We start from the raw sequence: 13,215 nt of genomic DNA on the forward strand, positions 1-13,215 counted from the left end.
TCCGGGGTCAGACGATCAGGCTGAGCGGCATGATCAGGGCGATCGCGACCACCGAGATCACCGTCTCCATCACCGACCAGGACTTCAGGGTCTGGCCGACGCTCATCCCGAAGTACTCCTTCACCAGCCAGAAGCCGGCGTCGTTGACGTGCGACAGGAACAGCGAGCCGGCGCCGATGGCGAGCACCAGCAGGGCCGCGTGGGTGGACGACATGTCCGCCGCCAGCGGGGCGACGATACCGGCCGCGGTGATGGTGGCGACCGTCGCCGAACCGGTGGCGAGCCGGATCAGCACCGCGATCAGCCAGCCCAGCAGCAGCGCCGGGATGTGCCACTTCGACGACCAGTCGCTGACCGCGGTGCCCACGCCGACGTCGATCAGGGTCTGCTTGAAACCGCCGCCCGCACCGACGATGAAGACGATGCCGGCGATCGGGCCGAGCGAGGATCCGACGGTCTCCGAGATCCGGGCCTTGTCGAAGCCGGCCGCCCGGCCCAGCGTCAGCATGCCGAGCAGGGTCGCGGCGAGCAGCGCGATCAGCGGGGAGCCGACGAAGTCGAGCACCCGCTGCGGCAGCGCCTTCGGATCGTCGATCACGACGTCCGCCAGCGCCTTGCCGAGCATCAGCACCACCGGCAGCAGAATGGTCGCCAGCACGGCACCGAAGGAGGGGGTGTGCTCGCGCTTCGCCGGCTCGACCGGGGTGTCGGTCTCCGGTATCTCCAGCGGGCCGACCCAGCGCTCGGCCACCCGGGCGAACAGCGGACCGGCGACGATCAGCGTCGGGACGGCGATCAGCAGGCCGAGCGCCAGGGTGACACCGAGGTCCGCCTTGAGCGCGTCGACCGCGACCAGCGGACCGGGGTGCGGGGGCACCAGGCCGTGCAGCACGGACAGGCCGGCCAGCGCCGGGATGCCGATGCGCATCAGCGGGACGTTGCCGCGCCGGGCCACCAGCAGCACGATCGGGACCAGCAGCACCACGCCGACCTCGAAGAACAGCGGCAGGCCGAGCACCGCCGCGATCAGCGCCATCGCCCAGGGCAGCGCCTTCGTCCGGGACCTGGACAGCACGGTGTCCGCGATGATGTTCGCCCCGCCCGAGTCGGCGAGCAGCTTGCCCAGCATCGCGCCCAGGCCGATCAGCAGGCCGACGCCCGCCACGGTGGCGCCGAAGCCGGTGGAGAAGCTGCTGAGCAGCTTGTCGAACGGCGCGCCCGCGACCGCGGCCAGCAGGCCGGAGCCGAGGGTCAGGGCGAGGAAGGGGTGCAGCTTGAGCTTGGTGATCAGCAGCACGATGGCGCCGATGGCGAGCAGCACGGCGACCAGCAGCCGGCCGTCGCTGTCGGTGTGCGGGAGGACCGGTGGGGCGGCCGCGAGCACGGTGAGGGTGGGGGTCACGCGAGGTCTCCATTGACGGGCCGCAGCAGGGCGGCGGCCTTCTCGACGAGTTCTTCGGGGCTCGGCCCGATGTCCAGGACGGCGCCGCGCTCGTCCGGGCCGAGGGGTTCCAGGGCGGCGTACTGGGAGCCGAGCAGGGACGGCGGCATGAAGTGGTCGGTGCGCCGGGCGAGCCGGTCCTCGACCAGTCCGGTCCGGCCGCTGAGGTGCAGGAACCAGGCGTCCGGGCAGGCCGCGCGCAGGATGTCGCGGTAGTCGTGCTTCAGCGCCGAGCAGGTGACGACACCGCCGGTACCGGCCTCGGCGCGCTCGCCCAGCCAGGCGCCGACGGCGCGCAGCCAGGGCGCGCGGTCGTCGTCGTCCAGCGGGGTGCCGGCCGACATCTTGGCGATGTTGGCGGGCGGGTGGAAGTCGTCCGCCTCCGCGAAGGGCAGGCCGAGGCGTTCGGCCAGCAGGCGGGCCAGGGTGGTCTTGCCGACACCGGAGACGCCCATCACCACGACGGTGAGGGGTGCGCGGGGGGTGTCCTGGTTCTCGACGCTGAGAGCCATGAGGTGGTGCTCCTTCGTTGCCTGGCCGCCACTATCGCCTCAAAGGTATGACGTATTCAAGTGGCGGAAACCAAATCGTCATACTTTTGCCGGACCAGCACCGGGGCCCGGGGGTACGGGGGTGGGGGCCACCCCGGACGACTAGGCTGGCGGGATGGAGATCCAGGGGCTGCCCGGCCGACTGCTCGCGGAACTGGGGCCGGCCATCGCGTCCGGGGAGCTCCCCGAGGGCACCGTGCTGCGCGCCGAGGAGCTGGAGGAGCGGTTCGGCGTCTCCCGGACGGTGGTCCGCGAGGCGGTCCGGATCCTGGAGGGCATGCGACTGGTGGCCTCCCGCCGACGGGTCGGCATCACCGTGCAGCCCCGGTCGGGCTGGGACGTCTTCGATCCGCTGGTGATCCGCTGGCGGCTGGCCGGCGCCGACCGCTCCGCGCAGTTGCGTTCGCTCGGCTCACTGCGGCTGGCCGTGGAGCCCGCCGCGGCGGCGCTCGCGGCGCGGCACGCCACCGACGACGAGCGGCGCCGACTCAGCGCGCTGGCGGTCGAGTTGACCATGACGGCGCGCGCCGCCGACCTCGCCGCCTTCCTCCGGCACGACATCGAGTTCCACTCCACCGTGCTGCAGGCCTCGCGCAACGAGATGTTCGCGCATCTCGGGGACACCGTCGGTGCGGTGCTGACCGGCCGGACCGAGTACCATCTGATGCCCCATCAGCCGGAGCCGTACGCGATCCGGTTGCACCGCGAGGTCGCCGAGGCGGTCTGCGCGGGGGACGCCGAGCGGGCCGAGCGGGCGATGCGGACCATCGTCGAGGGCGCGCTGACCGAGCTGAACCAGCAACTCGGCTGAGCGCACCGGGGATTCGGCGCGCCGTTCGGTACGGTCCGAGCCGGATCATACGATTTGGCATCAGTTCGGGGGATTCGTGGGCATAGTCCGGGTACGACTGGGCAGAGTGGAGCGCGGGGGCGCGTTCGCGGCGCCCGCCCCGCCGACCGTCCGCCGTACCGCCCGCCGCTCGTCCGCCGCTCCGTGCCTGGGGGTCGCCCGATGCCAACCGCCCGCCGTCGCCGCCGGCTTCCCGACGAGGTGCGGACCGCCGTCGTCCGCGCGGTGCTCTGCCTGGCGTTCACACTGGTCGGCATCGTGGTGGCGGCGCTCTCCTCGTACGCCGACAGCTGGCTGATGACTCCGGCCCTGATGGCGATGGGGCTCGGGGTGTTCGGCACGATGTGGTGCCTGCTGGAGATCCTGATCTCCCGCCAGGTCGCCGCGCAGCGGGTGCGCGCACCGAACTCCGCATCGCCGATGGGCGGCAGCCACGCTCCGGCCGGTCCGCCGCAGTACCGGCAACCGCCGCGGGCCCGACCGCCGTACCCGCAGCAGCCCCAGCAGCCCCAGCAGCCGCAAGCGCAGCCGCAGCGTCCGGGAACGCAGCCGCCGCCCTACCCGGGCGGTCCCGGACCGCGTCAGGCGGGGGCGACCACCCGGTAGTGCGTGGTCAGCCGGCCGTCGTCGCCCAGCAGGTGGAAGGCGATCACCGGCGGCTGGTCGAAGACGATCTCCGCGCGGCCCTCGAAGGGCAGCGGCACGGTGGAGACCACGCCCGGCGCGACCAGCAGCGGCAGTCCGGCGAACACGGTGGCGGCCGCGGTGTGCGCGTGGCCGCAGAGCAGCGCCCGCACCCGGGGGTGCCGGCCCAGCACCTCGGCCAGCCGCTCCTCGCCGAACTGCCGGATCGGGTCCACGTACGGCAGGTGCAGGGTGACCGGCGGGTGGTGGAAGGCGACCAGCGCCGGGCGGTCCGCCGGGCCCCCGGCCAGCGTGCGGTCCAGCCAGCCGAGGGTCTCCTCGTCGAGCAGGCCGTCGTGCCGGCCGGGGACCGAGGAGTCGAGCATCAGCACGTCGGCGCCGGGCAGCGCGTGCAGCCGGTTCACCGGGCCGCCGGACGGCTCCTCGCCGAGCAGCACCTCGCGGTAGGGCTCGCGGACGTCGTGGTTGCCGGGGCAGAGCAGCACCGGGTACCGGGAGGTCAGCGCCTTGGCGACCTCCCGGTACTCGGCCGGCAGTCCGTTGTCGGCGAGGTCGCCGGTGACCAGCACGGCGTCCACCGGGCCGGGCAGGGCGTCCACGTACGCCATCACCTGCTCGGCCCGTCGACGGGCCCGCTCCCCCGCGTCGCCGTGGTGGTCCTGGCCCAGGTGGATGTCACTGAAGTGAGCGATCGTCAGCATGCGGTCCACCGTAGGCCGATCAGGACGTGGCGGGAACCTCCGCCGGGCGCTTGAACATCCGGGTGGCGGTGATCTCGCCGTGCACGGCCGGACCGTCCGGGTCCTGCGGGGCCGGGAGACCAGGCCGCAGGTGCTCCTCGACCGAGATGTACTTGAGCCCGGCCCGCAGGTCGGCGTCGTTGCGCAGCCGGATCACCAGCGGGAACTCGGCCAGCGCCGTGGTGTCGAACAGGCCGGTGGTGTAGATCAGCTGGACGCCGAGGGCGTCGGCCACCGCGCGCTGGAGCTCCAGCAGGTAGGTGGCGTTGGCCCGGCCGATCGGGTTGTCCAGGAACAGGGTGCCCGCGTGTCGCAGCTGCGACTGGCCGCGGTCGTTGGCGCGCAGCGCGGCCATCGTGCAGTAGAGCGCGATGGCGGCGGTGAGCAGCTGCCCGCCGGAGAACACGTCGGACATCTGGCCGACGCCGACCCGCTCGGCGCGCAGCACCGCGTCCGGCTTGAGGATCTCCACCGAGACGCCCTTGGGGCCGATCGCGGCGGCCACCCCGCGCAGCAGCAGCGACATGCCGTCCCGACGCAGGTCGCTGTTCTTGCGGACGGCGGCGCGGGTGGCCTCGTCGATGACCTCGCCGAGGCGCTCGACCAGGGTCGCGTGGTCCGGGTCCTCGAAGCGGATCCGGAGGAACTCCTGGCCGGACCACTCCCCCAGCCCCTCGGGGAGGCGGGAGAGCCGCTGGGCGGCGCGCAGGGTGGTCAGCGAGGACTCCACCAGTCCGCGCAGCCGGTCGACGATCGAGCCCCGGTTGCGCTCCAGCTGGGCGAGTTCGTCGGTCAGCACCCGCAGCCGGGGCGCGAAGGCGACCGCCCAGTTGGCGGCGTGGTCGGGCAGCGCGGAGGCGGGCAGTTCGCGGATCTGCTGCCGGGCCGGGGTGCGGACGGCCTCGTAGCGGGCCGCGTTGGCGTGCCGGACCAGCGCGTCCGAGGCGTCGCGGACGGCGAGTTCGGCGGCGGACAGCTCACCGACGGCGGTGCGCAGGGCGCGGCGGGCCTCGGCGGCGGCGGTGCGGGCGTCGGCCAGCGCGCCGAGGTAGGGCTCGACGGCCGGTCCGTCCTCCTCCTGCTCGCGCAGGCCGTCCCGGAGCTGCCCGGCGTGCTCGTCGAAGTCGGCGGCGGCGGACCGGGCGGCGTCGAAGGTGCGCTGGAGGTCGGCGGCCGCGGTGCGGGCGGTGTCGACGGCCTCGCGGCGCTCGGCGAGCCGGCCGGTGGCCGTGCGCAGCAGGGTCTGGGCGTGCTCGGGGTCGGTGGGGACGAGCTCCTCGGGCAGTTCGGTGTGCGCCTCGCCGTCGGCGGGGGCGGAGCGTTCGGCCTCGCCGCGGAGCCGGCCGAGCTGCTCGCTGGCCGAGGCGGCCCGGGTCTCGATGGTGGCGACGAGTTCCTCGGCGCGGGCGGCGGCGGCCTGGCGGGCCGGACCGTCGGCGCCGTCGGGGCTGCCGAGCAGTTCCTCGGCGCGAGTGCGGACCTTGTTGGTGAGGCGGTCGAGTTCGGTCGCGGCGGCGGCCTCGTCGCCCTCGGCGCGGGCCTGCTCGGCGCGCAGGTCGGCGCCGACGCCGACCTTCTCGTAGAGCTGGGAGGCGGAGCGGTAGGCCTCGCGCAGCGCGGGCAGCGCGGCGGGAGCGGGGTCGACGGGCTCCTCGGACTGCTCGGCGGCGGCGATCTCGGCCCGCTCGGCGCGCAGGGTGCGGGCGGTGCGGCGGGCGTCGTCGGCGGCGCGCTGGGCGGCCCGGCGGTCCTCGTCGCAGGTGCGGGCGCGCTCGGCGCACAGCGTGCGGCGGCGGTCGCACTCGGCGGCGTCGTCGGCGAGTTCGCGCCGGCGGCGGCTCCAGTTGGCGCGCTCGCGCAGGCGGAAGGCCAGGCCGGAGAGGGCGTCGGCGCGGCGGCGGGCCCGCTGGGCGCCCTCCCGGTGCTCCTCGTGGGCGGCGGCCGCGACGGCGTGGTCGGCCTCGGCCTCGTCGTGGTCGGCGCGCAGGGTGGCCAGGGCGGCGGCGGCCTGCTCGGCGTGCTCGCGGGCGGCCTCGGCGGCGGCGGCGCGTTCGGCGAGGGTGCCGGGCGGGCAGCTGGCGTGCCAGGAGGCGAGCCGGGCCGCGAGCGCGCGGTCGCCGCCGAGCCGGGCGGCGAGTTCGCGGATGTGCTCCTCGCGGGCGGTGGCGCGGGCGCGCAGTTCGCGGCGCTCGTCGTCCGCGGCGGACTCGTCGTGCATGGCCGGGTTCGGCGGCACGAGGAAGAAGGCCGGCTCGTCGGTGATCGGGGCGATCAGCGAGGCGGCGGCGCCGACGGCGACGGTGGAGCGGGGCAGCAGGGCGGCGGAGCCCAGCGCCTCACGGGCCCGCTCGAGCGAGCTCGGGTCGGTGACGACCACGCCGTCGACGAGTTCGGGCCGGGCGGCGAGGATCGCCTCGTGGTCGGCCGGGTCGACGGACTGGGCCAGGTAGCGCCAGCCGGGCAGGGCGGGGATGCCGTGCTCGGCGAGGTACTCGACGGTGGCGAGCACGTCCGGTCCGGGCGGCAGCAGGCCGCCGTCGCCGAGCGCGGCGAGGATCCGGGAGTCGTCGGCGGCGGCGGTGCGCAGGTCGAACAGGGTGCGTTCGGCGGTCGCGATGGACTCGTCGAGGAGTTCGCGCAGGTACTCGGCGTTGCGGTCGAGCACGGCGGGGGTGAGGAAGCCGGCGTCCTCCTCGGCCCCGGACCCGTCCTCGCTCCAGTCGACGGGTGCGGGGGTCAGCGAGAGCAGGTCGGCGAGCCGGGGCTCGGTGGCGAGCAGCGCGGCGGTGCGCTGCTCGGTGGCGAGGGACTGGCCGGCGGCCTTGCGGGCGTCGGTGGCGCGGGCGGCGGCGAGTTCGGCGCGGCCGGTCGCGGCGGCGGCCTCGCGCAGCCGGGCGGCGGCGGTCTCGGCGGCGGTGCGGGCCTGGGCGAGGGCGGCGCCGGCGGCCTTCTCCACGTCGGCGGCGTGCAGGGCGGCCCTGGCCGGGTCGACGTCGCCGTCGGAGTCGATGAAGCCGGCCTCGACGGCGGCGGCGGTCTCCTGCTCGACCTCGGCGAGGCGCTGGCGCAGGTGCTCGGCCTCGCTGCGGGCCTTCTGGGCCGCGGTGGCGGCCTCGGTGGCGTCGGTCTGGGCGCGGCCGCCGTCGGCCTGGAGTTCGGCGGCGCGCTGCTCCTCGGTGTCGGCGCGGTCCTCGGCGGCCCCGGCGGCGGCTTCCAGGGCGCGGGCCAGCGCGGTGGCGGCGCGGGCGCGGGCGGCGAGCGCGGGGGCGGCGTCCAGCTCGGCCTCGCGGATCGCGGCGGCGACCCTGGTCACCCGGTCGGCGGCGGCGCGGTGGCGCAGCACGGCCTCGGCGGCCTGCCAGGCGGAGTGCAGGGTGCGGGCCTCGATGAGTTCCCGGCGCAGCCCGGCGGCCTCCGCGGTGGCGGCGGCGAGGGCCAGGGTGGCGTGCCGGTGGGTGAGTTCGGCGGCGATCAGGGTGTGCCGGGTGCGGTCGGTCTCGGCGGCGGTGACGGCGCCCGCGGCGGCGGCGACCTCGATCGCGAGGTCCTCGGCCCGGTCGCGTTCGGCGGCGGCGCGCGAGGCGAGGGCGTGGGCGAGCCGGCGGGTGCGGCGTTCGGCGGTGCGGTGGGACTCGCGGACGCTCTCGCGGGCGGCGGTGGCCTCGCCGATGCGCTCCAGGAGGTCCAGCGAGCCGGCGGTGAAGTCGCGTTCGGCGGTGAGCTCGGAGCGCAGGCCGAGCTTGGCGGCGAAGCCGTGGACGAGGTCGGCGAGGCCGTCGGTGTCCCGGGTGTCGGTGACGGCGCGCAGCAGCAGGTCGGTGAAGTCCTTGTCCTGCTTGACCGCGAACAGGCCGGCCGCCTCGCCCTCGTCGGCGTTCATCTCGCGCTGGTAGCGGAAGAGTTCGGGGTCGAGGCCGAGTTCGCCGAGGTGCTCGGTCCAGCGGTCGTGGCCGTCCTCGAAGACCAGGTCGAGGTGCGGGTGGGCCTTGCCCGCCTCGGTGAGGGCGTCGCGGAAGCCCTTCATGGTGCGGCGGCGGCCGCGGGCCTTCTGGTCGCCGGCCAGGCTGATCCGCTCGGCGACCGGGAGGGAGTCGAGGGTGAGGCCGGGGCCGGGGCGGAAGGAGTACCAGGTCTCGGCGAACTTGCGCGGGTCGGAGGAGACCTGGCGGCCGCGCCACTCGCTGACCTTGCCGACCACGATCGGCTCGCCGGTGACGGTGTGCTGCCACTCCAGGGCGACGTGGCCGCAGTCGTCGGCGAGCAGGAACTTGCGGAGCACTCCGGAGCTGGCGCCGCCCAGGGTGTTGCGGTGGCCGGGGAGCATGACCGAGAAGATCAGCTTGAGCAGGACGGACTTGCCGCCGCCGTTCTCCAGGAAGAGCACGCCGGCCGGGGCGGGGCGGCGCACCGGCCCGTCGGTCTCCTCGCCGAACAGGCCGATCTGCTGGGGCGCCGGGTCGGAGACGGGCTCGCCGACGCCGCGCAGGTCGAGCACCGTGTCGGCGTAGCGGGCGCCGGCCGGTCCGATCGAGTAGAGGCGGACCCGGTTGAGCTCGTACATGTGCGGCGGTTCTCCAGGAGGCGGGTGGATGGGTCGGCTGGGCGGTCCGGTGGGGGCCGGGGCGGGGCTGGGGAGTCGGGGCGCGGGGGCTAGAGCGAGTGGAACGGCAGTCCGGCGTCGGCGACCAGGTCGTCCCCGGTGTCCGGGGGCAGCAGGGAGGCGCTGCCGTCGGACACCGGCACGATGCCGAGGTCGAGCAGTTCGGCCATGGCGGCGCCGCCGGCCAGGTCGCGGACCTGGAGCTGGTAGCGGGCGGTGGTGCGGTAGGTGCCGCCGGCGTCGTCGGAGACCTTCTGCAGGAAGCCCGAGTCGACCAGGAACAGCACGGCCTTGGCGACGATGCCGATGGTCGAGCCGGAGAGCCGGCGGGCGTCCTTGGTGGCTCCGGTGGCGGTGCGCCGGGCCCAGACCCGCCAGGCGGCCTCCAGGCCGGGGGCGTCGCTCTGCGGGTCGGTGTTGTCGCCGTCGGCGGCGGCCTGCTCCTCGAGGCGGCGGCAGGCCTGGCGGACGAAGGCGTCGACGCCGTTGACGGTGATCCGGCCGAGGTAGCCGTCGTCGGAGAGGTCCTCGGGGCGGGGGAAGGCCATCGCGGCGACGGCCAGGTGGGCCAGGCCGTGCAGGAAGCGGTCGGTGGACTCGGACGCGGCGCGGCGCGAGTAGTCGCCCATCCGGACGGCGAAGACGGAGTCCTCGGCGGCGGCGACGGCCATGCCGGCGCGCGGGGAGACCTCCAGGACGACCAGGCCCATGCCGGTGGCGACGGCGTCGGCGAGGCGGGCGAACGGCGGGTCCTCGCGGTGCCGGCGGACGAGTTCGGCGTACTCGGTGTCGCGGGCGGGGAGCAGCTTGGCCTGGAGGCCGAAGGAGACCAGGCGGGCGGCGTCCGCGACGTCGGCCGGGGTGATCGGCGCGGGGGCGGCCGGTTCGGTCTCGGGCGCCCAGGACGTGTCGTGGTGGGTCGTCACGGGCGGTGCTCCTCGGGGGCGTTGCGGTGGTGCGCGGGCGGGTGGTGCACGGGCGGGCGGTTCACGGGCGGGCGGTTCACGGGCGGATCGTTCGGTGTGGCTTCACGGCGGGACGCGGGGGCCGGCGGTCAGCCGGCGTCCTTGCGGTCGGCGGCCATCCCGGCCGCGTCGAGCAGGGCGCTGCCGACGATCAGGTCGGCGCCGCCGAACTCCGGGTCGTGCAGCGGGGTGCCGTCGTCGACCGCGAAGAGCAGCCGCTCCTCGCCCTGCCGGTAGGCGGTGCCGACCGGCGGACTGGCCGCGTGCACCGCCAGCAGGGCGACCAGGTACGGGAGTTCGGGGTCCTGTCCGCGGGCCTCGGCGAGCAGTCCGGAGAGCCGGCGGGGCGCGTCGGCGGGCAGGTCGAGCAGGACCAGCGCGGCCTCCAGCTGGGCCTCGGAGAACCGGCTGTCGTCCGGGGTGGCGACGAGGTCCGGGTCGGGCAGCTCGGCACCGAGGTGCTCGCGCTCGACGGGCGGGGTGAGCAGCAGGTCGACCAGGTCCGCGACGCGCACCGAGACGGGGGTGCGCAGTCCGGTGCCGCGGGCGAAGAACGCGCCGGTGGGCCGGACGGCCTGCGCTATCGGCAGCCGGAGCAGCGGGGCGAGGAGCTGGCCGTAGAGGTCGATGCCGCTGCGGGCGCCGGGGGTGGCGAAGGCCTGCCGGTCCTGCTCGGCGCGGAACAGCGGACCCGCCTCCAGCAGCCTGGTCTGCAGCTGGGTGTGGCGGCGGATGCAGTCCTTGACGATGTCGACCAGCTCGGCGGCCCGGCGCTTGTGCTCCGGGTCCTCGGCCTCGTCGCGGGCCTTGCGGATGTTGGTGAGAATCGCGTTCTCGTGCCGGTAGCGGTCGGCGATGTGGTCGAGCGCCTCGTCGATGAGGTCCGGGATCGCCTGCATCCAGTCGACCGCGCGGACGTTGCGGCGGGTGGCCTCCAGGGCGCGGCGCAGCGTCTCGGCGTACTGGACGGTGCGGTAGCGGGCCTGCTCGGCGGCGAGCTGGGCGTCGGCCAGGCGGCCGCGCCGGATCAGCACCTCCAGCTTGACCTCGGCGGCGATCTGGGCGGAGGTGACGTCGGTGTCCAGCGCGCCGACCAGGACGTTGACCGCCTCGTCGGTGGTGCGCAGGTAGACGCCGCCGTCGGGGCCCGGGACCTCCTCGATCAGCTTGAAGTCGTAGTCGCGGCGGACGTACTCGCCGTCGGCGCCGAAGGTGCCGTAGACGGCGCGGAAGCCGCGGTCGACGCTGCCGACGTTGATCAGGGACTCCAGCACCCAGCGGCCGACCCGCTGGTGCTCGGCGACCGTGCGGCCGGGGGCCTGGGCGGCGACCCGGGGCAGCAGCCGGGCCAGCACTATCTCCCGGTCGGCGCCGGTGTCGAAGTCCATGTTGAGGGTGACGAGGTCGATCGCGGCGAGCCCGACCTCGGCCATCGCGTAGCCGCCGTACTCGCCGGCCAGCATCACCTTGCGGTTGTCCAGGTCGTGCAGGGGCGCGGTGCAGGCCAGCGCCTTGAGCCGGCGCGCCAGGCCCTCGTCGGCGGCGGGGCCGGGCGCGGGCCGCGCGGCGGCGACGGCGGGCCCGGCGGGCGGCCGGGGGCCGTGCTCGGTGGGCTGGTCGGCGATGACGGTCACGGTGGACAAGAGTAGAGGCAGGCCCCGACATCGACCGAAACGGACCTTCCGGACAGGCCCGGGGCCGGGGCCCGGCCGGGCCTCCCCCCAATAGAACTCGCTTTCGAGAAAAGCCTCCCGGTGATCCCCGGACTCGGCCATGATGCTTCGTATGATCACCAGACTGGTTCGAGGCGGCCTCGCCGCCGCACTGGCCGTGACCACGCTCACCGTCGCCGCCGCAGCCGCCACCGCCGCGCCCACCGCCGTCGCGGCCGCCACCGCCGCGAGCGGCCCCAACGTCACCGTGACGCAGGCCGGCAACTACCCGATGTTCCCGGTCGACAACACCAGCTTCAGCGTGACCTGGAAGTCCACCGGCACCACCGACCTCACCGGGGTGACCCGGCTGACCGTCGACCTGCCGCCCGGTCTCACCACCAGCGGCGCGCTGATGTACTCCACCCCGTACGACTACACCTTCACCCAGACCGTCTCCCCCGACGGCCGCCGACTGGAGGCCGTGTTCACCGGCACCCGGGCGCCCGGGCGCAGCGACTTCATGAAGGTCCAGGTCAGCTCGCACGGCACCCGGCCGTCCGGGGTGATCACCGTCACGGCGGCCAACAAGGACGACGTCGACCCGTCCGACAACGTCTCCCGCTACTTGCTGGGCAGCGGGCCCCAGGCTCCGGTGACCCCGGCCGCGCCCGCCGTGACCGCGCTCGCGCCGAGCACCGGCCCGGCCGCCGGCGGCACCGCGGTGACGATCACCGGCACCGGTCTGACCAACGGCTTCGCGCTGTTCGGGAACACCCCGGCGAGCGGCAGCTGCACCGACACCGCGTGCGTGGTCACCGCCCCGGCCGGCTCGGGCACCGTCCCGGTCACCCTGGTCACCCCGGGCGGTTCCGCCGCGACGCCGACGGCCTTCACCTACACGCCCTGACCCCGGTTCCCTCCGGGTGTCCACGCGGGCCCGGTACCCGCCCCGGGTACCGGGCCCGCGTGCGTCCGGCCACCTCCGCGGCAGCTCCGGGACACCTTCGCCGGAGCGAGTTGAACACGTTCAATTCAGAGGCATAGAGTCACTCCCGTGCAGGCGGGAGCAGCCCGACCTGCCTCCTCGTCATGGGTGGACGCAGATGAACGACGCGACCGACAGCGACCGGACGACCCTGCGAAGGGTGCGGCGCCTGCTCCGGGTCTTCGTGGTGTGCCTGGTCCTGAGCGGACTGACGGCCTTCCCCCTGGAGAGCGAGACCCGCTGGCTCGCCGACCTGGCCGCCGGCCCCGGCGCGCCGGTGACCGAGCGCTTCCCCGCCCTGCTGGACTGGATCGTCCGGGTCCGGGACGGCATCGCCGGGACCAACGACCGCTACCCCTTCCTCGCCTACGGCACCGACTGGCTCGCCTTCGCCCACCTGGTGATCGCGGCGGCGTTCGCGGGACCGCTCAAGGACCCGGTGCGCAACGTCTGGGTGATCCGCTGGGCGGTGCTGGCCTGCGCCGGCATCGTCCCGCTCGCGCTGATCTGCGGGCCGCTCCGGGGCATCCCGCTGTACTGGCGCTTCATCGACATGTCGTTCGGGGTGGTGGGCGTGGTACCGCTGCTGATCGTGCTGCGGGCGCTGCGGCCGCTGGTCGAACGGGCCGAGCTCGCCGCGCGGGTGGCCCGGCTCCCCGAAGGACCCCGGCCGACCGAGCCGGGCGGGCCGGGCGGGTCGGGCGGCCCCGGACACGGAACGGCCCCGGCGGCGGGCTGACCGTCACCGGGGGTGGCCCGACCGCCGCCGGAAGACGGACCGAC

Annotated in this window: 10 protein-coding genes; 4 read left to right on the forward strand and 6 right to left on the reverse strand. The window is 75.2% G+C overall.

The genetic code is table 11. From position 1 onward, the window contains the following. Window positions 1-7 precede the first annotated feature (7 nt). Window positions 8-1,402, reverse strand: coding sequence for a GntP family permease (locus tag BLU95_RS07865; protein WP_045941850.1), 1,395 nt, complete (start codon window positions 1,400-1,402; stop codon window positions 8-10). Then, window positions 1,399-1,953, reverse strand: coding sequence for a gluconokinase (locus tag BLU95_RS07870; RefSeq protein WP_093859361.1), 555 nt, complete (start codon window positions 1,951-1,953; stop codon window positions 1,399-1,401). The genes BLU95_RS07865 and BLU95_RS07870 overlap by 4 nt, the downstream gene beginning before the upstream one ends. A gap of 154 nt (window positions 1,954-2,107) precedes the next feature. On the opposite strand from BLU95_RS07870, the gene BLU95_RS07875 reads away from it, so the two are divergent. Then, window positions 2,108-2,803 carry a FadR/GntR family transcriptional regulator gene (locus BLU95_RS07875; protein WP_093859362.1) on the forward strand — a complete coding sequence of 232 codons (696 nt, stop codon included), beginning with the start codon at window positions 2,108-2,110 and terminating at the stop codon, window positions 2,801-2,803. A gap of 201 nt (window positions 2,804-3,004) precedes the next feature. Beyond that, window positions 3,005-3,448: a hypothetical protein gene (locus tag BLU95_RS07880; RefSeq protein ID WP_159424819.1), complete on the forward strand. Its 444-nt coding sequence runs from the start codon at window positions 3,005-3,007 to the stop codon at window positions 3,446-3,448. On the opposite strand, the gene BLU95_RS07885 is transcribed toward BLU95_RS07880, so the two are convergent. From BLU95_RS07885 to BLU95_RS07900, 4 genes are all read right to left on the reverse strand, one after another. Continuing rightward, a complete protein-coding gene (locus BLU95_RS07885; protein ID WP_093864708.1) occupies window positions 3,424-4,188 on the reverse strand; it encodes a phosphodiesterase in 765 nt (254 codons plus the stop codon). The genes BLU95_RS07880 and BLU95_RS07885 overlap by 25 nt on opposite strands. Before the next feature lie 19 nt (window positions 4,189-4,207). After that, window positions 4,208-8,788, reverse strand: a complete 4,581-nt coding sequence (locus BLU95_RS07890; RefSeq protein WP_093859364.1) for a hypothetical protein — start codon at window positions 8,786-8,788, stop codon at window positions 4,208-4,210. Between the two features lie 89 nt (window positions 8,789-8,877). Beyond that, window positions 8,878-9,753 (reverse strand): hypothetical protein, encoded by an 876-nt coding sequence (locus BLU95_RS07895; RefSeq protein ID WP_030396861.1) that lies wholly within the window; start codon window positions 9,751-9,753, stop codon window positions 8,878-8,880. A gap of 128 nt (window positions 9,754-9,881) precedes the next feature. Further along, window positions 9,882-11,417 carry a hypothetical protein gene (locus BLU95_RS07900; protein WP_093864709.1) on the reverse strand — a complete coding sequence of 512 codons (1,536 nt, stop codon included), beginning with the start codon at window positions 11,415-11,417 and terminating at the stop codon, window positions 9,882-9,884. Between the two features lie 160 nt (window positions 11,418-11,577). Between BLU95_RS07900 and BLU95_RS07905 the strand changes: the two genes are divergently transcribed. Together BLU95_RS07905 and BLU95_RS07910 are read left to right on the forward strand one after the other, a co-directional pair. Continuing rightward, a complete protein-coding gene (locus BLU95_RS07905) occupies window positions 11,578-12,354 on the forward strand; it encodes an IPT/TIG domain-containing protein (protein WP_107452496.1) in 777 nt (258 codons plus the stop codon). Window positions 12,355-12,550: 196 nt separating this feature from the next. Continuing rightward, the gene (locus BLU95_RS07910; RefSeq protein WP_231978390.1) at window positions 12,551-13,171 is read left to right on the forward strand and encodes a hypothetical protein; all 621 of its coding nucleotides are present in this window, start codon (window positions 12,551-12,553) and stop codon (window positions 13,169-13,171) included. Window positions 13,172-13,215: the final 44 nt, after the last annotated feature.

Origin of the sequence: Streptomyces sp. TLI_053 (assembly GCF_900105395.1) — a bacterium.
Lineage (GTDB): Bacteria > Actinomycetota > Actinomycetes > Streptomycetales > Streptomycetaceae > Kitasatospora.